Consider the following 20,348-nt stretch of genomic DNA (forward strand, 5'->3'; position numbering starts at 1 on the left):
AACATAAAACTAATGTTATAATATGATAAATCAAAGTTAGATAATCTGCTCATCGATGACAACCCTAGAAATCTGTATAGATAACTATCAATCAATACTCAATACCCAAAAAGCTGGCGCTGATAGATTAGAACTATGCTCCGCTCTTGGAGTAGAAGGACTTACACCCTCGCCTAGTTTAGTCAAATTTGCCAAAGAGAATTTTATAGGTTCATTACAGGCTATGGTTCGCCATCGTGCTGGTGATTTTTATTACGATAAGATAGACCAGCAAATTATGCTTACTGATTGTAAACTGATGCTAGAGCTTGGTGTTGATGGTATTGTCATTGGTGCTTTGACTAAGGAAAATAAAATTGATAAAGATTTTCTAAAGCCATTTATCAAGCTAGCAAAACAAGCTAGCAAAGAACTAACCTTTCATAGAGCAATTGATTTAACAACAGATATATACACAGCTACTCAAGAAGTTATTGAACTAGGTTTTGATAGAATTTTAACATCTGGAGCTAAACCAAATGTAATACAAGGTTTAGAAATTATAAGAACTCTACAAGAAAATTTTGGTAGCCAAATTCAAATAATGCCTGGTGGTGGAATTAACTCAAATAATTTAAAAGAAATACTCGAAACTACAAAAGTAACAAATATCCACTGCTCTGCTTCTAAAAAAATTTTACGAGATACTAAATGTACTGCTTTTCCATCGTCTGCTTTAGAAATTAAAGTTAGTCAAGTTGATGAGATGACTGCAATAAAATCAAAACTTAACAATTAGATTTAAACTATATTCTAAGCACTTTGAGTAGCCATTGATAACCTATATTTAAGCATAAATATCATTAACACTCCTAATATAGAAACTATCATACCTGCAATTACACTACTTGAGTATGAAAAACCATAAGCGATTGGTAGACCTCCAGCAAAAGCACCTATTGCATTAGCAATGTTAAATCCTGCGATACTTAGCGTAGAACCTAACATTTCAGACCCTTTGAAAACTTCTATCACTAAGGTTTGGACAGCTGGAACTAGAGCAAATGCAAAGAATCCTAATCCAAAACTTATAACTATTGCAAAAATTTTAAAGTTAGCTGTTAGATACATCAATAATAACGCTAATACAAGACCAACTAAGGTAACAACTGTAGCATTTATTGCTCCAACTTTATCAGTTAATTTACCACCATATAGATTCCCAAAAAACATTCCTAAACCAGCTAAGAATAATATATACGGAATAGTTGTATTTGAAAGCTCTGTTACATTTATCATTAATGGAGATATATAACTATACCATGCAAACAATCCAGCAAAACCTAAAGAAACTACTCCTAAAGCTAACCAGCTATTAGATTTTAATAATATATGTTTATCTGATGTACTGGTAGAGTCCTTAGATTTTTCTAGCTCTAGATTTGGAATAAACAACAACACCGTAACAACTGTCATAATACCTATCAAAGCAACTATCACAAATGCTATTTGCCATCCTACCATCAGCGCTAAAGATGTTGTCAAAGGAATACCCAGAAGATTAGCTACAGTTAATCCAGCAAACATCAAAGCTATAGCTTGTGATTCTTTACCTGGATCAGCTATACGCATAGCAACTACAGAACCAACGCCAAAAAAGGCACCATGAGGTAAACCAGATAAAAATCTTGCAACCATTAGGAACTCATAATTTGTCGCAAATATTGATAAACCATTAAATAATACCAGCATAATACTTATCACTATAAGTAACTTTTTAGGGCTATATCTTGATGAGAAAAATATTAATAATGGTGCTCCAACTACAACTCCTAATGCATATATACTTATCAAGTGTCCTGCCTCTGGAATACTCACATTAAAATACCCTGCTACCTGAGGAAGTATTCCCATCATGATAAATTCTGTCATCCCTATCGCAAGACCACCCAACATCAGTGGAATTAAACCTTTTTTCATAATCTTATCCTTATAAATTTAAATCTTTATTACTTGCCACCAATTATACTTTTAACTTTTTAAATGATAATATACAAAAATATCAAATAACTTTTTAGAAAATCTAAAAGATGAAAATGTTATATGAACTCAAATTATTCGTAGCTGCTATTAACTACGGTAACTTATCTGCTGCTGGACGAGAGTTTTATTTATCTCCTGCTAGTATTAGCAATAAAATCAATGCCCTTGAAGAGTATTACCAAACTAAACTTCTAATAAGAACTACAAGGAAAATAGAACCTACTAAAGCAGGAGAAAAGCTATACATTACTGCTATTAAGTTGCTAGAACAATTAGAAAACTTACAAGAAGATATTCAAAATAATGAGAATACTGCGGAAGGCATTATTAAGATAACGATTCCTTTTGACTTAGGTAAACAGATAATCCTACCAATTTTAGATGAGTTCAAAGAAAAAAATCCCAACATCCAATACGATATAAATCTAACTGATGATGTAATTTCCTACAATCAATTTCCTTTTGATATAGCAATTAGATATGGCAATCTACCAGATAGTAACTTTATTGCAAAAAAGCTCGTCGATAACTATAGAATGCTATGTGCCAGCCCCGAGTATCTACAGAAGATGAATATATCTAACATCAATGATATAAATATGTTAGATAACTATGATTTCATAACACTAAAAATAAACTCCAACACAATCAAAAAATTGTACTTAATTGATCAGGAAAATAACAAATATGAAGTTGACATAAAACCATCTTACATAGTTAATAATGGCTACATAAGTAGACAAATGTGTATTAATGGAAATGGGATAAGTGAAAAATCATATTGGGATGTTAAGCAAGATTTAGAATCAGGAACATTGGTACAGGTTCTACCAAAATATAGAGTAACACTCAATAAAAATGATAAACCTGAAAACATGATAAGTATAGTACATCCTTCAAAGCAGTTTCAGCCATATAGAATAAGAATGCTGAGCGAATTTATAGTAAATAGTTTTTCAAAACTCAAAAGTTAGAAACATTACTTAAACTTAGATATAATTCTCCCTAATTAAATTGGTTAACTAGAAGTATGATAAAAAATATATTCTTTGACTTAGACGGCACACTTGTAAATACAGTTGGTGATCTAACAGTTGCAACAAATACCATGCGTAAACATTTTGGACTTGAGCCGGTATCTGAAGATGTCTTAGCAAATATAATTGGTAAAGGTTACCCTACCACCGTTAGAAAAGTTCTAGCATTAGATTTTGATAATAAAGAATATATTGAATCTATCGCTGATACAGGTGTTAAAATTGTCAGTCAAACATACAAAACCTTAAATAGTACGAATAGTAGAGTATATCCCAATGTCATTGAAACTTTAGATTTCTTAAAGCAACAAGGTATCAAAATGGCTGTTGTAACAAACAAACATGAAGAAGATGCTATACAATCCCTAACTCATTTAGATTTAATTAACTATTTTGAAGTAATTGTTGGTGGAGATACTACAACGAGCTACAAACCATACGCTGAACCCTTACTGTTTGCTATGGATAAGCTAAATGCTAAAGCTGAAGAGAGTTTGATGGTTGGCGACTCTATGAATGATTATTTATGTGCTAGAGAGGCAAATGTAAAAACTATAATGGTAAGTTACGGTTATCATAATGGTGTAGATCTAGAAGCTCTAGATAGCTTCGCTTATATTGATAATTTCACTAAGATAAAAAACATTGTCAAAGAAATAAATCCACATCAGCAATTAGTAGTTTCAAAATAAACCTCTTAAGAAGGTTATTTCAAAATTTCACTTGAACAAGCACTATGCTATAATTTCGCCATAATCGTATTTTGAAGAACTTTTTAAAAATGGCAAATCATCATAAATTAATAATCCTAGGATCTGGTCCTGCTGGATATACTGCAGCGATCTATGCGGCTCGTGCAAACTTAAACCCTGTAATTATCACAGGTATGCAACCCGGTGGACAGCTTACAACCACTACAGATGTAGATAACTGGCCAGGTGAAGCTGACGGTATCATGGGTCCTGAGCTTATGGAAAAACTACAGAAACAAGCTGAGAGATTCGATACACAAATCACATATGACACAATTAACTCTGTAGATCTACAAACTAGACCTTTCAAATTAGTTGGAGAGATTGAAGAGTATACTTGTGATGCTCTAATTATAGCTACTGGTGCTACTGCTAGATATTTAGGTTTAGAATCAGAAGAAAAGTTCATGGGCAAAGGTGTGTCTGCTTGTGCTACTTGTGACGGCTTTTTTTACAAAAACAAAGATGTCGCTGTAGTTGGTGGTGGTAACACTGCTGTTGAAGAAGCTCTTTTCTTATCAAATATTGCGAAATCTGTAACACTAATTCATCGTAGAGATTCTCTTAGATCTGAGAAAATCCTTATCGATAAACTAATGGAAAAAGCAGAAAATGGTAATGTAAACATTATCTGGGATAGTACATTAGAGGAGGTTCTTGGTGATGATATGGGCGTTAATTCTTTACGCCTTAAAAATGTCAAAACTAACGAAGAATCTAAGATTGATGTTATGGGAGTATTTATTGCTATTGGTCATACTCCAAACACAGGTATCTTCAAAGATCAGCTTGAAATGGAAAATGGTTATATCAAGGTAAAATCTGGTCTAGCTGGCGATGCTACCCAAACAAATATCAAAGGCGTGTTTGCTGCTGGTGATGTAGCTGATCATGTTTACAAACAAGCAGTAACTTCTGCAGGTACTGGTTGTATGGCTGCGTTAGATGCTGAGAAGTACTTAGATAATCTAAATCAATAATTTCAACTCATCACTAATTCAATATCTATTACTTAGTTTTATCTAAAAATTTTAATCCTTTAAATATTGGCCATAATGTACATAATGCCAAAGCTGCCAATAGATAAAACCATCTATTACTAGGTAATGGTTCTAAATAGTTAATCATAAAAAATATTGTATATATAAACATCACAACGAGACCGGATAAACCATAAGCAACACCTTGGATTTTACCCTGTAAAGTTATCGGCGTATTTTTTTGTGCTATAGTAACAATTATCACCCATGATGATATAAATACACCAGCTACTAGATAATACAAAATAGCAAAAGCTATACTTTGGTTTAATCCCAACAATAAATACATCATAGCTGATGCACTCATAGAAAAAGCCAGAGTTAATTTTGGCGACATTTTTTCTATCATATATGGCAATAGAATATTCCCAATAATAAAACCTACCGAAAATGCTATCTCTATTAGTCCAAATTCCAAAGATGAAGCATGAAGAATGTTTTTCGCATATGGAGATATAAAGATTGGCGCAATCATATATATACAAGTCATGCTAACTTGAGCCAAATAACACCAGTATAACGATATATTTTTGCTAAGGTAGTTAATAACTTCCTTCCAATTATCTAAAAAATTCCCTTTTTGATTTTTTACAATTCTCTTTGGCACAATCATAAAACTACACAAAGTCGCAAAAATACTTCCAGCAAGCATTATTATCATAATCTGATGCATATCGAAATACGCTACTAAGATCCCTCCTAAAGACATTCCAATAACCATACCAAATTCAAATAGCCCATCCATCGTACTATTTGCATATAATAGAACATCATCATTAGGAAATAGCTCTCGTGACATTATCATCATTGCCGGCATAAAAAATGCTAATATAATCCCCCATATACTTGTAAACAAATATACTAGAGTTAAAGAATCTAAATTACCCAAAAATACAAATGCTGAAAGTAATATAACTCTAAAGATATTTACTAGAACTATAATTATTCTTCTAGGTATAAGATCAGCAAAATAACCTGTAATTGGAGATAATATCACTCCAAAAATCCACCAAGTAAGCATAAATAACATTATAACTTCAAGGTTATTCTTTAGAGTTAACAAATGCCAACTTATAGATATATACGCGATACCTACCACAGTAGCATTAAATAAAGTCATCACACAAGCATAGCTAAAAGAACTATTACTAAATAGTCTACTTCTACCTTTAAAATAATTGAGCATACAATACCTATCAAGATAAGATTTTTAAAGTCTTCCGACTAAATTAATTACAGAAAATATAGATACAAATAATCTAAGGTTATTCTATATTAGAAATAGTTATAAGCAAGAAGAGTCTAGTAATATCATTATAATAATTGTATAAACTTTAATTTTCTGATAAATCATTTATCAATGAATAGCGCCAATCTTTTAAAACTGTTACTAAACCGTTAAGCTCAAAGGATTCTCCAATAATCTTTTCTATTCCTTTACATAATGGAAATTCAGTTTTTCCATCAATACCATAAGATCTAAGAGTTTTCGCCGTTTCATTAGTTGACCATGCCTCCCATTCTTCGTTATGTTTAAAAAAAATTAGCAAGAGCATTTACTAACTCTACAATAGTATATTCTTCACACTTGGACTTACCATATTTATAGAGCTCAATCTTATTAAGCTTAGTTCCTTTTATCTCGCTTATATCTCCGACTGTTCCTAGCATATAAGTCTGACATGCAACTAACGCAGTTCCCACAAGACTTTCTGTATACTCTAAAGCTGTCCCCCCATCTAAATCATTAGATAAACTAATCATTTTATCTATTGCATTTGTTAATGTTGTGCAAATAATAATTAATGGCTCTAAAAGAAAATCAAATTCTTTCCAATGTCTCAACTGTAACTAAACAATTAAATCGCTAGTACTTAAAATAATACAAAAATTAAATTATTTTCTCTATCCACTAGATAAAATTTCTACCTCCCCCTCAAAAAGAAATTATCTAACTGCGCAAAATTAAGCTTCACCCAAGTCGGTCTGCCATGATTACATTGACCTGAGTTTTCCACAGTTTCCATCTGTCTTAGTAGATGATTCATCTCCTGAATATTAAGCTTATCATTTGCTCGTACAGCAGCATGACAAGATACTGTAGCCAAAATATGGTTTAGATAAAACTCAACACTCTTTGTCTTACCAGAAGATGTAAGCTCTGTAGCTACATTTGATATTAAATTTTGTACATCTTTATCTTTGACATATATTGGAGTTGAACGTACTAATACAGCATCATCTGCTACTACTGATATTTCAAAGCCTAGCTTCTCAAAAACTTCAAGATTCTCATCAATCGTTGCGACTATATTACTTGATAATCGGCATGTTAAGGGCATTAATAAATTTTGCTTAAACTTAGCAGCATCTGCATGCCAAGTTTTTTTCATTTCTTCATAGAGTATTCTCTCATGTGCTGCATGCATATCAACAAGTACTACACCATCCTCAACTTGAGAGAGTATGTATATACCATGAATCTGACAGATAGCTTGTCCTAAACCACTAGCTTTTGGCTTTTGTGATATATGAATTTCATTTTCTTGATTAGTTTGATTACTAAAATATTTATCTAACAAACTAGTACTTGAGCTTTCATCCTTTTCATCCTCAATACTGATATCCAAACTCATATTACCAATATTAAGAGGATTATTAGTACCTTTAGATTCTTGATATATATTGCTTTCACTATAGCTAGAAGTCTCAATTTCTATATCTGCACTTGTAGTTATAGCTTTATTGACTGTACCAAAAAGAAAATCATAGATGAATTTCTGATTTCTAAAGCGCACTTCACTTTTAGCTGGATGAACATTTACATCCACCTCTTTATAATCCATATCAAGATAAAGCAAAAATGCTGGATATCTATTACCATACATTACATCTTTATAAGCATTTTTTATCGCATGAGTAACAATCTTGTCTTTGATAATACGTCCATTTATATAGAAGCTCTGCATATCTGCTCTAGCTCTATTAAATCTAGGACTAGCCACCCAGCCCCATAAATGAGCATCTCCAACCTCTTTATCTATATAGATAGCATTCTCAATAAAGTCACGACTATACAAATCTAACACACGATTATATTTAAGTTGCGCATCTTCTGCTGAAAGTAGATCTTTGACCTCTTTACCATTATGAATAAGCCTAAAGGCTATACTAAAATAGCAAAGCATATATTTCTTAAGTAAATCAGAAATATGTAAAAACTCAGTATTATCTTTTTTCAAAAATTTGCGTCGTGCTGGTGTATTGTAAAAGAGTTCACTAACCTCTATAGTTGTCCCTGTCACATGTGCAGCAGGAGTAACCTCTCTAGTTTCGTTATTGATTTGCCAAGCATCATCATAGTCTTGATGCTTAGATATAATCTTTAACTTAGATACAGATGCAATACTTGCTAATGCCTCACCACGAAAGCCCATGCTAGCAACAGACTCTAATTCTTCAAGAGTATAAACCTTACTTGTTGCATGAGGTGCTAGAGCTAGTCGCAAATCATCATAAACAATTCCTTTACCATTATCTCTAATTCTGATTAATGACTTACCGCCCTCTTGAATTTCTATAGTAATAGCAGTTGCTCCTGCATCTATAGAGTTTTCAATAAGTTCTTTGACAACAGATGAAGGTCTTTCTATAACTTCTCCTGCAGCTATTTGATTGGCTAAATCTTCAGGTAATAATCTTATTTGGCGATAATTTTGCTGAGAATACATAGATAATTTATCACAAAGGATCTTTTACAAAATCTCTTGTTGAACACTCCTTCCATAGCTCTTGATCTACAATCTTGCCAGACTTATCTTGATATGGATAGATTTTATCTTTTGTTAAACCGCACTCCCATTTTATTTTATTAGCTTGGGATTTAGGTATTCTTTGCCAATATTCATCTTTGCCTAAAAATCCCCAAAAAGCTCTAACATAAACTTTATCCCCATCTTCTATGGTTTGAGCTTTGACATGATAAAATTTACCATCATGTGGATTTAGTACAGATCCCTCAGTATAAACTGGTCCTTTTCCATGTGATTTATCAGCAGAGCCTGATTTTTTAATATCCCAGACAAACTCTAGTCCTTGATATGTATCATGACCACTAGAGTAGTCATATTTATGTCCATAAGCATCACCTTTGCCACAGTTTTTACAATATACAATCGGAGGGTGAATCTTACCATCATCAACATTTGCTAATGGTACAAACATTCTTGCATTTAAACTACCATGATCGTTAGTATAAGCATGAATTACACCAACATTTGTATTTGTAGCTTCATCTCTTTGTAACCAATAACCATTTACATTTGATTTATCAAAATTTGCATAACTACTCATAGCTATAAAAAAACCAAAAAGCAGGAAAGTAATTTTTTTAATCATTCTAGAAAATTTGTTATGACTTTTAAGATAAAGTATAAAGAAAAATTGGAATTATACAAACTAATTAGACAGGACTTTTAACACCAAATTGCTCAACAGGATAGTTAGTACAAGTAGCAGTAACCTTCTCATCTTTATTTACATATTGTCCATCAGCGGTTACACCACAATCTGCTTTAACTTTTTCGTAATCAGCTTTTGTGATTCTTTGCCAATGAGCAGCTTTGCTACCTAGTTCTTTACCCCACACGATATAAGCAGCTTTAGCATACATTGTTCTACCTGCATCTTGAACTTGTGCTTCAGATGCGTAAACTTTACCATCATTTGGATTTATTACACCACCATCTTTATATACATCACTACTTTGACCAGCAACACCTGTACCTGATTGTGGCTGCATATTACCTGCGAATACTATTCCCTGTAGCGGAGTGTTTTTACCTTTGTAATCAAAACCATTATATGAGCCATTTGAGCAATTATTACATGTTGCTCTTGGCTTAGTTGGTTTACCAGATGCATCGACATACATTAGAGGAACTACTATCTCCATTTGAAGAGTTCCTTTCTTTCCATAATCATTATTATCTGCGAAATAAGTATGAATAATACCTTGTGGCATACCACGACCAGCATCAGGATCTTCATCAAATTGTACCCAGTATCCTTCTGGTGATAGGTTAACGCCTCCTGTATCATCCGCATAAGAAAAACTTGTCGCACCAAACGTTGCCAAAGCCATTAATGCTAAAATTTTAGTTTTTTTCATTACTTCTCCTTTAATTCTTCTTTAAGATTAAGTATAAATTTTATTTCTTAACCTCTCGATACTAACAAAGATAATATTTTTATTCAAATATATACAAGACATTATTAGCATTTTTATAAATAAGGCTTATAATTAATTTTAATATTAAGTTATTAAGTCTATATTCTTGCAAGGAAAAATCATAACGAATTTCGGTGGCAACATTTCTGTCAAACTTACAAATGGCGAGAAAGTTTCGGCACTATTACGAAGCCACTTGAAAGGTGAACTGACTGTAGGGGATAATGTAGAATTAGAATATACAAATTCCACTTATGTAATTACTAAATTATTAGATAGAAAGAATTTAATCGCTCGTCCGAATCAATATCAGCGTAAAAATAAAAATATTGCCGCAAATATTGATAGTGCTGTAATAATTATTGCACACTCTCCGGCACCAGTTGAACACTATATTGATAGATATCTAGCTGCACTACATAACAGTAATATTGAACCAATAATTGTTATCAACAAAATAGATAATCAGACAGAAAAAGATAAAGAATATATTCAAAGCCTAGCAAGTGTTTACCAAGAAATTGGCTATAAAGTTTTTTATATATCTGCACAAAACAATATAGGAATTGACAAGCTTCTTGAAGAGCTTAAAGACAAAACATCAATATTCTTAGGTCAATCAGGTGTTGGCAAGTCTGAAACATTAAATACAATACTAGGTGAAAAAATTACTGCAACAACTGCTGTATCAGATTCTACCAAAAAAGGGCGTCATACTACTACATGCTCTACTTTGTACGAGATAGATGATACTACTAGTATAATTGACTCTCCTGGCATTAGAGAATTTGGACTTTGGCATATCACAAAAGAAGAGCTTTTTGATGGTTTCTTAGATTTCAAAAAATATAAAGGGATGTGCCAATTCAGAAATTGCTCACATGAAGAGGGATCTAAAGGTTGTCAAATTGTTGAGCAAGTTAATCAAGGTAACATCAATCCCGTTAGATTTAAGAATTATCATCGAATATTATCTGAGATCAAAAACTAAGAATACATCCTAACCAATCACCTCTTTTAGAAGTATTCAATCCAAAATGGCTTTAAACTAGTTTTAATTTGGCTTATAGTACTTAGGTGTAAATTCTATGCCATATTTAACATTCATCCACATTCTACTGATAAAACTCTGCATTTCTGCATCATGAATATTAAGAACATACATCTTTTTGATCATCTCATCAGTAGGTCTGATATTCGTATCATTAAATATATCATCTAAATATTTTTCATTTTGTGTTACTGCATTAGGCTGATATAAATAATTACTATTTTGAGCTGCCACATACGGATCTATAATATAGTTCATAAGAGCATAAGCTTTATCAAGATCTTTAGCTCCTTTTGGAATCATCAACATATCAAACCAAATATTAGTACCTTCTTTAGGTATCACATATGCTAAAGTCACATCAGGATTAACAGTTTTTGCTCTTTCGACAGATCTAACCACATCACCAGAGTATCCCATTACTAGACACAGATTACCAGCTGTGAAATCATTTTGATACTTATTACTATCAAAGTACTTAATATATGGACGTACGTTTTTGATAATATCTAGAGCTGCCTTCTCATACTCAGCTTTACTATTAGTATTAGGATCAATACCATGATAAAAAAAGTAATTACCGAATATCTGCTCAGGCTCATCAAGCAATGAAACTCCACATGGCGCTATCTGTTTGAGATACTTTTTATCAAATACATATTTCCAACTATTAGGAACAACATCCTTTCCTAATCTTTGTTCTATTTCTTGCTTGTTATAAGCTAGTCCAGTAGTTCCATAACTATATACTACAGCATAGTTATTACCCGGATCATTAATTTGAGATACCTTGTCATAAATAACTTTATTACGATAATCTAGATTTGGTAACTTTGACTTATCTAACTTAATAAGAGCATTCGATGCTATCTCACTATTCAAATACAAAGCACCCTGCTCTATCAAATCAAAACCAGAAGAGCCTGTCATTATCTTCGCTCTTGTCATATTATCATCAGATGTATATATATACTTAACTCTAGTATTAGACAACTCTGAAAAACAAGGCACTATATCCGGAGATATATAGTCAGCCCAGTTTGTAAAATTCAACTGAGTTCTAGACTCTGATGCTATAATTGGATTTTTGAGAATTTTGTTATCACAAATATACGAATCTTCTTCAGAATAAGCTACATTTAGTAAGCTAACTAGCAGGCCCAAAACAAAAACTTTTCGTTTCATAAAAGTAACACACGCTCTAGTTGTTATAAAATTCCTTTAAGTATATACTAAACCGTGGTATCGGAGAAATAGAAAAGTAGAATAATGGAACAAATTATTAGTAGTAAAAAGTTTGGTCTAATCAGACTAATAATGATAAATATTATTGCAGTTGATAGCTTAAGAAACATATCAATCACTGCTCAAGCTGGCTGGATAGTTATTACTTTTTATATTCTTGCGGGCATTTTCTTCTTAATTCCATGCGCTCTACTTACTGCTGAAATGTCTACAGGATCATCTCAAGAGACTGGCGGTATTTATATCTGGGTCAAAAAAGCTTTTGGTAAAAGATTGGGCTTCCTAGTGATATGGATACAATGGGTTTATAACCTTGTATGGTTTCCTTCTATTTGTGGTTTTTTCGCTGGTATTATTGCTTATGTAATAGCTCCGACTATAGGTCAAAATGCAAATGAGTTAGTATCTAACCCTTGGTATATGATATCAATGAGCTTGGTTATGTTTTGGAGTGCTACAGCTATCAACTTATTTGGTATCAAAACTTCAAGCACAGTGAGTACTCTTGGTGCTATTATAGGTACCCTTCTACCTATGTTTATTATTATATTAATAGCTATTATTTGGTCGTTTTCTCACACTTCTGAGATAATTTTACCCACTGTTGGTGATTTTATCCCATCAGGTAATAACATAAGTAGCTGGGCTTTATTTATAACAGTTATGTTTAGCCTATTTGGTCTAGAGATGAGCGCAATTCATGCTGCTAATGTCAAAAATGCCAAAAAGAACTTTCCTAGAGCCTTACTAATCTCAGGCTCTGTAATACTAGGTTCTTTGATTTTATCAAATATAGCTGTGATTTTAGTTAGTAGTCAGCTACAGATTGGTGATGTTGATATTGTCACAGGATTGATGGTTTCATTTCACTACTTCTTTAACCAAATCAATATGCCTTGGATGACATATGTTATTGCAATTACATTAATATTTGGTGCATTTACAACAACTTCAGCTTGGATTATGGGATTATCCAGAGCATTTATGGTTGTTAGTAATGATAATATCCTGCCACAAATATTTGGTAGAACTAACAAAAATGACGCTCCTGATACCATGCTTATAACACAAGCTCTTATCTTTACGGTATTTTGTTTCTCATATATATTCATGCCATCAGTCAATGAAGCATACTGGTATCTTAGTGACTTAACTGCGCAATTAGCTGTAATCGCATACATATTTATGTTTATAACAGCTGTTAAGCTTAAAATAAGCTATCCTCTTCAAGAAGGTCAATATGAAATATGTAAAGGCTCTCTTGGAACTATACTAATGGCTCTGTTAGGCTGTGTTGGTTGTATAGTTGCAATTATTGTTGGATTTATTCCTATAGACAGTATGGATATGTCGGTTTTAAATTTTGATATGATGCTTGTTGGTGGAATTGTAATAGCCCTAATTATCCCAGCTGTTATAACTATCAAAAAATAGCTTCTTCTCAGGTATACTTTTAATGTCTTTGTGTATTCAATTTTTTTGAAAACTGTTACAATATCTTCAATTTAATAATGATTTAATTATAAATGATTTTACAAACTATAAAAGACTGGTATCGCAATAGATATCAAAATAATGAGCCTATAGTGTTTTTTGGCTTAATGCTATTTTTCTACTTGGTTTTAACATTTTTAGGTAATTATATAGCACCTATATTGGCAGCTCTTGTTATTGCCTATTTACTCGACACACTTGTTAATATATTACAAAAATTCACCAAGATAAAACGTATCATATTAGTATATATTGTATATATGCTATTCCTTATATTACTTTTATCACTAATATTTGTATTATTACCAATTATTGTTAATCAGCTAATTGATTTTATTAAACAAGCTTCGCATACACTATCTAGTTTAAAAGAAAGCTTAGAACAGCTATCTGTAAAGTATCCAACAATACTTACCGAAGCTAGAATCAACTCTATAGTGACTTGGTTTGATAGTATTGACTGGCAAAAAATAAGCTCTAATATAGGATCATTTATTCTACAAAATACTGCGACAACAATTCCTGTTCTTTTCTCTATTTTGATATATCTATTTTTAGTACCACTTATGGTATTTTACTTTCTAAAAGATAAAGCAAGAATGATTAACTGGTTTAAATCATTTTTACCAGAGCAAAATGGTGCATTATATTTCGTTTGGAATGATCTTAAACCTAAACTTGCTGATTATGTTAGAGGCAAAGCTATTGAGCTGATTATAGTGTCTATCGTAACATATATGGGTTTTGCATACTTTAATCTAAACTATGCATTACTACTAGCTGTTGGTGTCGGTTTATCCGTAATTATACCTTATGTTGGCATGGTAATTATTACAATCCCAGTCGTCATGGTTGGTATTTTACAGTTTGGTTTAAATGGTACTTTTGTATCAATGTTGATCGTATTCTTTATTATTCAAGCTTTAGATGGTAATTTATTAGTACCTCTTCTTTTCTCTGAAGTTCTAAATATCCACCCAGTAGGGGTAGTATCATCTATCTTGATATTTGGGGGTATTTGGGGATTGTGGGGTATATTCTTTGCAATACCATTAGCATTACTATTTATATCAGGTGTAAATATGTGTCGAAACCACCTCAATGGTAAAAAAAATCTTTCTAATATAAATTTATGTTAATAAGACAAAAACAAACTAATCAAGATATATTATCTACGCTATTATCAAAAGGTTATGACTTATTTTTAGCACGGATTATCTCTTCTAGAGTAAGTAATTTTGAGAATATTGATCTTATACTAAAAGGCTCTATAAAAGATCTATCGTCCCCCTTTCTCTTCAAAGATATCGATAAAGCCGTAGATAGACTTTTTCAAGCGTTACAAAATAATGAAATCATTGGATTAGAAACCGACCACGACTGTGATGGGCAAACATCTCATGCAATTTTATATGAAGCACTGACAAAGATATTTAATTACCCTCAAGAAAAGATTCGTTCATATATAGGTCACAGAATGCAGGAAGGATATGGTCTGTCTGAATCTTTGATGAATAGAATATTAACAGATAGTATTAGACCAAATCTTATTATAACGGCTGACAATGGTTCAACAGATGAGCCTAGGATTGCTGTTCTTAAACAAAATGGAATTGATACTATCGTAACCGATCACCATGGTATTCCTCCTGAGGGAGCGCCTAAAAGTGCTATCGCCGTACTAAACCCTACTCAACATGATTGTAATTATCCAGACAAAGCTATAGCTGGTTGTATGGTTGCTTGGCTTTTTATGACAGCTCTTCGTAGAAAATATCTGCAAAATGGTAAATCATTATCTAAGTCTTATGGATTAAGTAATTTACTTGATTTTGTTGCAATTGGTACAGTTGCGGATTGTGTTAGTATGGCAAATAGTCATAATAACCGTATTGTTACAAAACTAGGTATAGAGCAACTTAAGAATAACGATCGTCTATGTTGGGACTTCTTAGATAAAGAGAAGCTATCAAGTGAGTATATTAGTTTCAGTATAGCTCCCTTGCTAAATAGTGATGGAAGAGTTTCTGATGCACTAGGATCTGTTAGCTTTTTACTTGAAAATGATGAACTTAAAATTGAAGAAACCTTTGAAAACCTAACTAAGCAAAATAACCAACGTAAAGAAATTCAAAAAAAGCTTACTTATGAGGCGATAACTAAAGCACATCAATTAGACAATGATAACAACTCACTATGTATATTACTTGATGATGGCCACTCTGGAATTCATGGTATTACAGCAAGTAGAGTCAAAGAAATGTTTGGTAAGCCTGTGATTATTTTTTCTGAAACACAAAATGATCCTAACTTAATATCAGGTTCTGCTAGGAGTGTAGATAGTATTAACATTAAAACGATACTTGATACTATAGCACTTAAATCGCCTACTTTGATGATAAAATATGGTGGTCATAAAGGTGCTGCTGGCTTGACAATAAACAAATCTGATTTCAATACTTTTTATGATTTATTTGAAAGTGAAATTATCAATTTCATTAAAAATGATAGTATATCTTTAGAGCCTATTTTAGAGTATGATTTTGAACTTGATGAAAATGATTTCAAACTACAAATTCTAGAAAAGATAGAATCTCTTGAACCATTTGGTAGAGAATTTGAAAAACCACTATTTTACAACAGTTTTACTATAGAGAATCTACGTTTAGTTGGTAAAGATAAAAATCATGCCCAACTAATTTTACGCTATAAAAATATTCCTTCAATCAAAGCGATATGGTTTAATGCCTTAGAAAATAAAATAATTGAACAAATAGCTATTGGCGATACTATAAAAGCCTGTTATGAACTTCAAAAAGAAGAATTCCTCGGGCAGACAAACTTATCTCTCAATATTAAACTTATCGAAAAATGAAAAATCATAAATATATTAAAACAGCTCTCAATAAAGTTATTGACGATATATATGTTGAACATTTCTCTACAATAGGCTCAACTAATGACTATTTACTAGAAAGAGACTTATCACATAAATATCATTTTTGCTATGCAGATCAACAAACAAAAGGACGTGGACGTCGTGGCGATAAATGGATCTCTGATAACAGTGATAACATTTACTCAACATTAGCATTTAGCTGTAACTTTAGCATCGCAAAAGACTCTTTTATAAGTCTTAAAATAGCATTGGGAGTTTTAGAAACTATCAAGAAATATATTCCAGTTGATCAAGAAGAAAAACTAAAAATAAAATTACCAAATGATGTATATTTTGAAGATCATAAATTAGCAGGAATACTTATTGAAACTAAAAATATTAAAAAAGATAGTTTTGATATTGTTATTGGTATCGGTATAAACATAAATATGACAGATATTAACGAAGATATTGATAGGCAGTGGACATCACTATCCATAATTAATAATCATGAGATAGACTCATCCAAAGTTATAGTCGATTTAGTAAGATATGTTATTAATAATTTTGAGAAATCTTACTTAGATACTCTAGAAACTTTTTCAAAGTATGATTACACGCTAAACAAAAAGATCACGTTTAACTATTCAAATAAGAATTTCCAAGGTATTGCCAAAGGTGTTACTGATAATCTAATGCTAAAAATTTTAGATGGCAATAACAATCTTCATGAATTTGATCTAGCAAATATTAGTAAAATAAGAGTCATAAAATGAGCTTAGCAAATATAAAAAAACGTGCGAAATATTTAGAAAAAATTCGTACTTATTTCAAAAACTTAGAAGTTCTCGAAGTGGATACACCCTTAGCATATGAGTTTGGTGTAACAGATCCTTTTATAGATGTTTTTAATATTGAGACAGTTTCTGGTAAAAGATATCTCCAAAGTTCGCCAGAGTATGCAATGAAAAGATTATTAGCTGCAGGTAGTGGTAGTATATACCAAATTTGTAAAGCATTTCGTGATGAGCCTTGTGGACAACTCCATAAGCATGAATTTACAATGATAGAGTGGTATCGAGTAGGTGTTGACTATCTACAACTAATGCAAGAGCTGGAGAATTTATTCTTAGCGCTTAAACCAAATTTAAACTTCATATATTTAAGTTATCATAAAGCATTTGAAAAGCATTATAAAATTAATCCTCACAATATTTCTCTAGAACATTTACAAAATATAGTCAAAGAAACAGTTGGAGATATTCAAGGACTATCAAATCCAACCATTGCAGATTGTTTAGATATACTTTTTAGTTATAAAATTGAAAGAAACCTTAACCAAAAAGATACCATTTATTTTATTTATGATTATACAATCCACCAATCGGCACTTGCTAGAAAAATATATAATCAAAATCAACAACTAGTAGCTGCAAGATTTGAAGTATTTAGTAATGGTATTGAACTAGCAAATGGATACTATGAACTAATTGATAAAGATGAACAGCTCAAGCGCTTCAATACTGATCTCGAAATAAGAAAGCAACAGAATAAAGCCTATTTAGATATAGATTATAAACTTCTAAACTGTATAGAAAATATACCAGAATGTTCAGGAGTAGCATTAGGTTTTGATAGACTTCTTATGAGTTTAGAAAATATTGATAAAATACAAGATCTAAGCATTATAGATTAATTTAATCAACAATACTACTTATGCAAAGTAATTGGATTTATTGCAAACTCCACGTTCAAATCTCTTAATTCTTTTGCAATGTTCAAAAACACTTCATCTTGAGCGGTTATAAAATCAACAAAAAATACCTTATTTACCATAGCATAAACTTGTAAATTTATACCATTAGTTCCAAAGCTACCCTCCGATCTACCGGAAATATTACTACCACTAGAAGCTAGTGATACTGATACTGTTTTATTCTGATCAATATTAGGATGAGACTTAAGCACAGCAAGAATTTTTTCCTTAATGACTGGTATCTTATCGATATATTTATAATCAACAGTTATAAACTGTACTATACGTCTATGAGTACGACGCGAAGTCGTTGTTATACAAGTACTCAAAAAAACCGAATTTGGAATATGCATCGGTGCTGTTTCATAATTATCAACCTGTGTTGTAAGAGTACCAATTTTTTTAATAGTCCCACTAAACTTAATCGATGAATTAATATCTGATGAAATAACATCGCCTTCAGAATATTTGCGATTAAATATAACAAATAACCCACCAAAGAAATTTGTAATTAGCGTACTTTGGGAAAAAGTTAAGCCAGCAAAAGCAACTCCACTAAAAGCTCCTAAAGCAGTTAACGGCACATTAAATGCAGCTAAGATTAGTATCACAGAGATAGCAACAGCCCCTAACTCAAAAGCCTTATATATAGCATTTATATCTCTAAAGTCACTGTAGGAATCTTTATTTTGTGCTTTTTTCTTCTCAATAGAAATATTCTTACTATTATACAAAAATTTAAATAAACTAATAATTATTGCCAGATAAATACAAAAATCAAAAATTTTATCTGAATATTGGATTATAACTTCTTTATAATTTGGAAAATTTACTATTACAGGTAAATCAACACAGGTCTTGATAAAGTAAGCCCAAATTATCAGGTATAAAGTTAGCTTAAACGATTTGACAAATGTAAACCTGATTGTATTTTTATACTTGATAACTAAAATGCTACCAAGTACAGAAATAACCACACTAAGAGCAAAGCATAATAGGAAATCTATAAACAGAATATACAAAGTAGAATAATTTTCTACTCTTAATAAAACATTATTCAAAACATTCATTATAAGAAAGTATTGTAGGTTTATTTGCTACTATCAATATCATCATCTATGACAATATTATTCATATTTGCAGTTGCTGGTGGATGAGCTGCCATACTATTATTAGTACTACTTTGAGGATGTTTTTTTGATTCGGTTGCTACAGCAGAGCCACTGCTTATCTCATCATTTGAGGATGGCACATTATTTTGATTAATAGATACATTACTAGAAGCAGCAGAATCATCAGCCACAGCTTGTTGATCAGTTTCATTCAGATCATAGTTAATTGGTGTATATATTATCGATGATTTAGGACTTTCTTCTGTGCTCGCTATGTACATATTTTCTTTAATATGTTTGACAACTAAAATAATTATTGCTATTGCTATTATAAGAATTGCTAACCTATTCAAATAATCAAAAAACTTTAATTTACCATAGCGTGATTTCTTATAATATAAAACATCAATTTTGTTAAGCATAGAGACTATCTTTTTCTCAGGAATTTCTAAATATTCACAATATCTTCTAATCTGATTTTTGAGTACACTACTAGAGTTTTGCAATAGCGAGTCATTATCAGCTTCTTCAATTATCTTTATTGTTTGTACTGACAAGTTTATCGCATCAGCAACTGTCTCTAGTTGAAGTTCTTTTGCTTCTCTTGTAGTTTTAAGAAAAGTTTGAAAATTATGCATAATTTACAAATATTTTATTATATTTAGATACTAAGAGAATTATATAAGAAAAAACTAAAAATTTAAATGAAGATATATACGAAAGGAGGATAT

The 20,348-nt window shown here is 31.5% G+C and carries 20 protein-coding genes; 10 read left to right on the plus strand and 10 right to left on the minus strand.

All coding sequences use genetic code 11. The features are described 5' to 3' along the window. The first annotated feature begins 55 nt into the window (after positions 1-55). Positions 56-778, plus strand: coding sequence for a copper homeostasis protein CutC (locus FTPG_RS09010; RefSeq protein ID WP_004288156.1), 723 nt, complete (start codon positions 56-58; stop codon positions 776-778). Positions 779-792: 14 nt separating this feature from the next. Here the strand turns inward: FTPG_RS09010 and FTPG_RS09015 are convergent, their stop codons facing one another. Further along, positions 793-1,959: an MFS transporter gene (locus FTPG_RS09015; protein WP_004288157.1), complete on the minus strand. Its 1,167-nt coding sequence runs from the start codon at positions 1,957-1,959 to the stop codon at positions 793-795. Between the two features lie 110 nt (positions 1,960-2,069). Here FTPG_RS09015 and FTPG_RS09020 point away from each other — a divergent pair, with 110 nt between their 5' ends. The 3 genes from FTPG_RS09020 (at position 2,070) to trxB (ending at position 4,791) form a co-directional block, all read left to right on the plus strand. Continuing rightward, a complete protein-coding gene (locus FTPG_RS09020) occupies positions 2,070-2,996 on the plus strand; it encodes a LysR family transcriptional regulator (RefSeq protein ID WP_004288158.1) in 927 nt (308 codons plus the stop codon). A gap of 56 nt (positions 2,997-3,052) precedes the next feature. Next, positions 3,053-3,751, plus strand: coding sequence for an HAD-IA family hydrolase (locus FTPG_RS09025; protein WP_004288159.1), 699 nt, complete (start codon positions 3,053-3,055; stop codon positions 3,749-3,751). 89 nt (positions 3,752-3,840) lie between these two features. Further along, positions 3,841-4,791 (plus strand): thioredoxin-disulfide reductase, encoded by a 951-nt coding sequence (gene trxB / locus FTPG_RS09030; RefSeq protein WP_004288160.1) that lies wholly within the window; start codon positions 3,841-3,843, stop codon positions 4,789-4,791. 28 nt (positions 4,792-4,819) lie between these two features. Here trxB and FTPG_RS09035 read toward each other — a convergent pair whose 3' ends face one another. The 6 genes from FTPG_RS09035 to FTPG_RS09060 form a co-directional block, all read right to left on the minus strand. After that, positions 4,820-6,037 carry an MFS transporter gene (locus FTPG_RS09035; RefSeq protein WP_004288161.1) on the minus strand — a complete coding sequence of 406 codons (1,218 nt, stop codon included), beginning with the start codon at positions 6,035-6,037 and terminating at the stop codon, positions 4,820-4,822. Positions 6,038-6,185: 148 nt separating this feature from the next. After that, the gene (locus FTPG_RS09040) at positions 6,186-6,407 is read right to left on the minus strand and encodes a hypothetical protein (RefSeq protein WP_004288162.1); all 222 of its coding nucleotides are present in this window, start codon (positions 6,405-6,407) and stop codon (positions 6,186-6,188) included. Continuing rightward, positions 6,385-6,615 (minus strand): hypothetical protein, encoded by a 231-nt coding sequence (locus FTPG_RS09045; protein ID WP_144402388.1) that lies wholly within the window; start codon positions 6,613-6,615, stop codon positions 6,385-6,387. Before FTPG_RS09045 ends, FTPG_RS09040 begins: the two co-directional genes overlap by 23 nt. Before the next feature lie 161 nt (positions 6,616-6,776). Then, positions 6,777-8,582, minus strand: a complete 1,806-nt coding sequence (gene mutL, locus FTPG_RS09050; protein WP_004288164.1) for a DNA mismatch repair endonuclease MutL — start codon at positions 8,580-8,582, stop codon at positions 6,777-6,779. A 10-nt stretch (positions 8,583-8,592) separates the two neighbouring features. Beyond that, positions 8,593-9,204 (minus strand): DUF2147 domain-containing protein, encoded by a 612-nt coding sequence (locus FTPG_RS09055; protein WP_234367158.1) that lies wholly within the window; start codon positions 9,202-9,204, stop codon positions 8,593-8,595. A 109-nt stretch (positions 9,205-9,313) separates the two neighbouring features. Beyond that, a complete protein-coding gene (locus FTPG_RS09060; RefSeq protein ID WP_004288166.1) occupies positions 9,314-10,021 on the minus strand; it encodes a DUF2147 domain-containing protein in 708 nt (235 codons plus the stop codon). Positions 10,022-10,187: 166 nt separating this feature from the next. On the opposite strand from FTPG_RS09060, the gene rsgA reads away from it, so the two are divergent. Beyond that, positions 10,188-11,072, plus strand: coding sequence for a ribosome small subunit-dependent GTPase A (gene rsgA, locus FTPG_RS09065; RefSeq protein ID WP_004288167.1), 885 nt, complete (start codon positions 10,188-10,190; stop codon positions 11,070-11,072). 63 nt (positions 11,073-11,135) lie between these two features. Here rsgA and FTPG_RS09070 read toward each other — a convergent pair whose 3' ends face one another. Next, positions 11,136-12,317, minus strand: a complete 1,182-nt coding sequence (locus tag FTPG_RS09070; RefSeq protein ID WP_004288168.1) for a polyamine ABC transporter substrate-binding protein — start codon at positions 12,315-12,317, stop codon at positions 11,136-11,138. A gap of 84 nt (positions 12,318-12,401) precedes the next feature. Between FTPG_RS09070 and gadC the strand changes: the two genes are divergently transcribed. From gadC to epmA, 5 genes are all read left to right on the plus strand, one after another. Further along, entirely contained in the window at positions 12,402-13,811 is a 1,410-nt protein-coding gene (gadC, locus tag FTPG_RS09075) for a glutamate transporter GadC (protein WP_004288169.1), read from the plus strand. Positions 13,812-13,903: 92 nt separating this feature from the next. Then, complete coding sequence (locus FTPG_RS09080) at positions 13,904-15,010, plus strand: AI-2E family transporter (RefSeq protein ID WP_004288170.1); 1,107 nt, start codon at positions 13,904-13,906, stop codon at positions 15,008-15,010. Then, positions 15,004-16,746 carry a single-stranded-DNA-specific exonuclease RecJ gene (gene recJ, locus FTPG_RS09085; protein ID WP_004288171.1) on the plus strand — a complete coding sequence of 581 codons (1,743 nt, stop codon included), beginning with the start codon at positions 15,004-15,006 and terminating at the stop codon, positions 16,744-16,746. The genes FTPG_RS09080 and recJ overlap by 7 nt, the downstream gene beginning before the upstream one ends. Then, entirely contained in the window at positions 16,743-17,525 is a 783-nt protein-coding gene (locus FTPG_RS09090; protein ID WP_004288172.1) for a biotin--[acetyl-CoA-carboxylase] ligase, read from the plus strand. Before recJ ends, FTPG_RS09090 begins: the two co-directional genes overlap by 4 nt. Next, positions 17,522-18,445 carry an EF-P lysine aminoacylase EpmA gene (gene epmA, locus FTPG_RS09095; protein ID WP_004288173.1) on the plus strand — a complete coding sequence of 308 codons (924 nt, stop codon included), beginning with the start codon at positions 17,522-17,524 and terminating at the stop codon, positions 18,443-18,445. The genes FTPG_RS09090 and epmA overlap by 4 nt, the downstream gene beginning before the upstream one ends. Before the next feature lie 14 nt (positions 18,446-18,459). Here the strand turns inward: epmA and FTPG_RS09100 are convergent, their stop codons facing one another. Continuing rightward, a complete protein-coding gene (locus FTPG_RS09100; RefSeq protein ID WP_004288174.1) occupies positions 18,460-19,575 on the minus strand; it encodes a mechanosensitive ion channel family protein in 1,116 nt (371 codons plus the stop codon). Positions 19,576-19,595: 20 nt separating this feature from the next. Then, entirely contained in the window at positions 19,596-20,255 is a 660-nt protein-coding gene (locus FTPG_RS09105) for a helix-turn-helix domain-containing protein (protein WP_004288175.1), read from the minus strand. Positions 20,256-20,348 lie beyond the last annotated feature (93 nt).

Origin of the sequence: Francisella philomiragia subsp. philomiragia ATCC 25015, from assembly GCF_000156715.1 — a bacterium.
In the GTDB taxonomy this organism is placed as follows: domain Bacteria; phylum Pseudomonadota; class Gammaproteobacteria; order Francisellales; family Francisellaceae; genus Francisella; species Francisella philomiragia.

Coding starts and splice junctions, on each gene's coding strand:
- mutL (WP_004288164.1), bottom strand. CDS start 8,582: ATGTATTCTCAGCAAAATTATCGCCAAATAAGATTATTACCTGAAGAT.
- gadC (WP_004288169.1), top strand. CDS start 12,402: ATGGAACAAATTATTAGTAGTAAAAAGTTTGGTCTAATCAGACTAATA.
- FTPG_RS09035 (WP_004288161.1), bottom strand. CDS start 6,037: ATGCTCAATTATTTTAAAGGTAGAAGTAGACTATTTAGTAATAGTTCT.
- FTPG_RS09045 (WP_144402388.1), bottom strand. CDS start 6,615: ATGATTAGTTTATCTAATGATTTAGATGGGGGGACAGCTTTAGAGTAT.
- FTPG_RS09080 (WP_004288170.1), top strand. CDS start 13,904: ATGATTTTACAAACTATAAAAGACTGGTATCGCAATAGATATCAAAAT.
- FTPG_RS09025 (WP_004288159.1), top strand. CDS start 3,053: ATGATAAAAAATATATTCTTTGACTTAGACGGCACACTTGTAAATACA.
- FTPG_RS09090 (WP_004288172.1), top strand. CDS start 16,743: ATGAAAAATCATAAATATATTAAAACAGCTCTCAATAAAGTTATTGAC.
- recJ (WP_004288171.1), top strand. CDS start 15,004: ATGTTAATAAGACAAAAACAAACTAATCAAGATATATTATCTACGCTA.
- FTPG_RS09040 (WP_004288162.1), bottom strand. CDS start 6,407: ATGCTCTTGCTAATTTTTTTTAAACATAACGAAGAATGGGAGGCATGG.
- FTPG_RS09060 (WP_004288166.1), bottom strand. CDS start 10,021: ATGAAAAAAACTAAAATTTTAGCATTAATGGCTTTGGCAACGTTTGGT.
- FTPG_RS09055 (WP_234367158.1), bottom strand. CDS start 9,204: ATGAGTAGTTATGCAAATTTTGATAAATCAAATGTAAATGGTTATTGG.
- trxB (WP_004288160.1), top strand. CDS start 3,841: ATGGCAAATCATCATAAATTAATAATCCTAGGATCTGGTCCTGCTGGA.
- FTPG_RS09100 (WP_004288174.1), bottom strand. CDS start 19,575: ATGAATGTTTTGAATAATGTTTTATTAAGAGTAGAAAATTATTCTACT.
- FTPG_RS09015 (WP_004288157.1), bottom strand. CDS start 1,959: ATGAAAAAAGGTTTAATTCCACTGATGTTGGGTGGTCTTGCGATAGGG.
- epmA (WP_004288173.1), top strand. CDS start 17,522: ATGAGCTTAGCAAATATAAAAAAACGTGCGAAATATTTAGAAAAAATT.
- FTPG_RS09010 (WP_004288156.1), top strand. CDS start 56: ATGACAACCCTAGAAATCTGTATAGATAACTATCAATCAATACTCAAT.
- FTPG_RS09070 (WP_004288168.1), bottom strand. CDS start 12,317: ATGAAACGAAAAGTTTTTGTTTTGGGCCTGCTAGTTAGCTTACTAAAT.
- FTPG_RS09105 (WP_004288175.1), bottom strand. CDS start 20,255: ATGCATAATTTTCAAACTTTTCTTAAAACTACAAGAGAAGCAAAAGAA.
- FTPG_RS09020 (WP_004288158.1), top strand. CDS start 2,070: ATGAAAATGTTATATGAACTCAAATTATTCGTAGCTGCTATTAACTAC.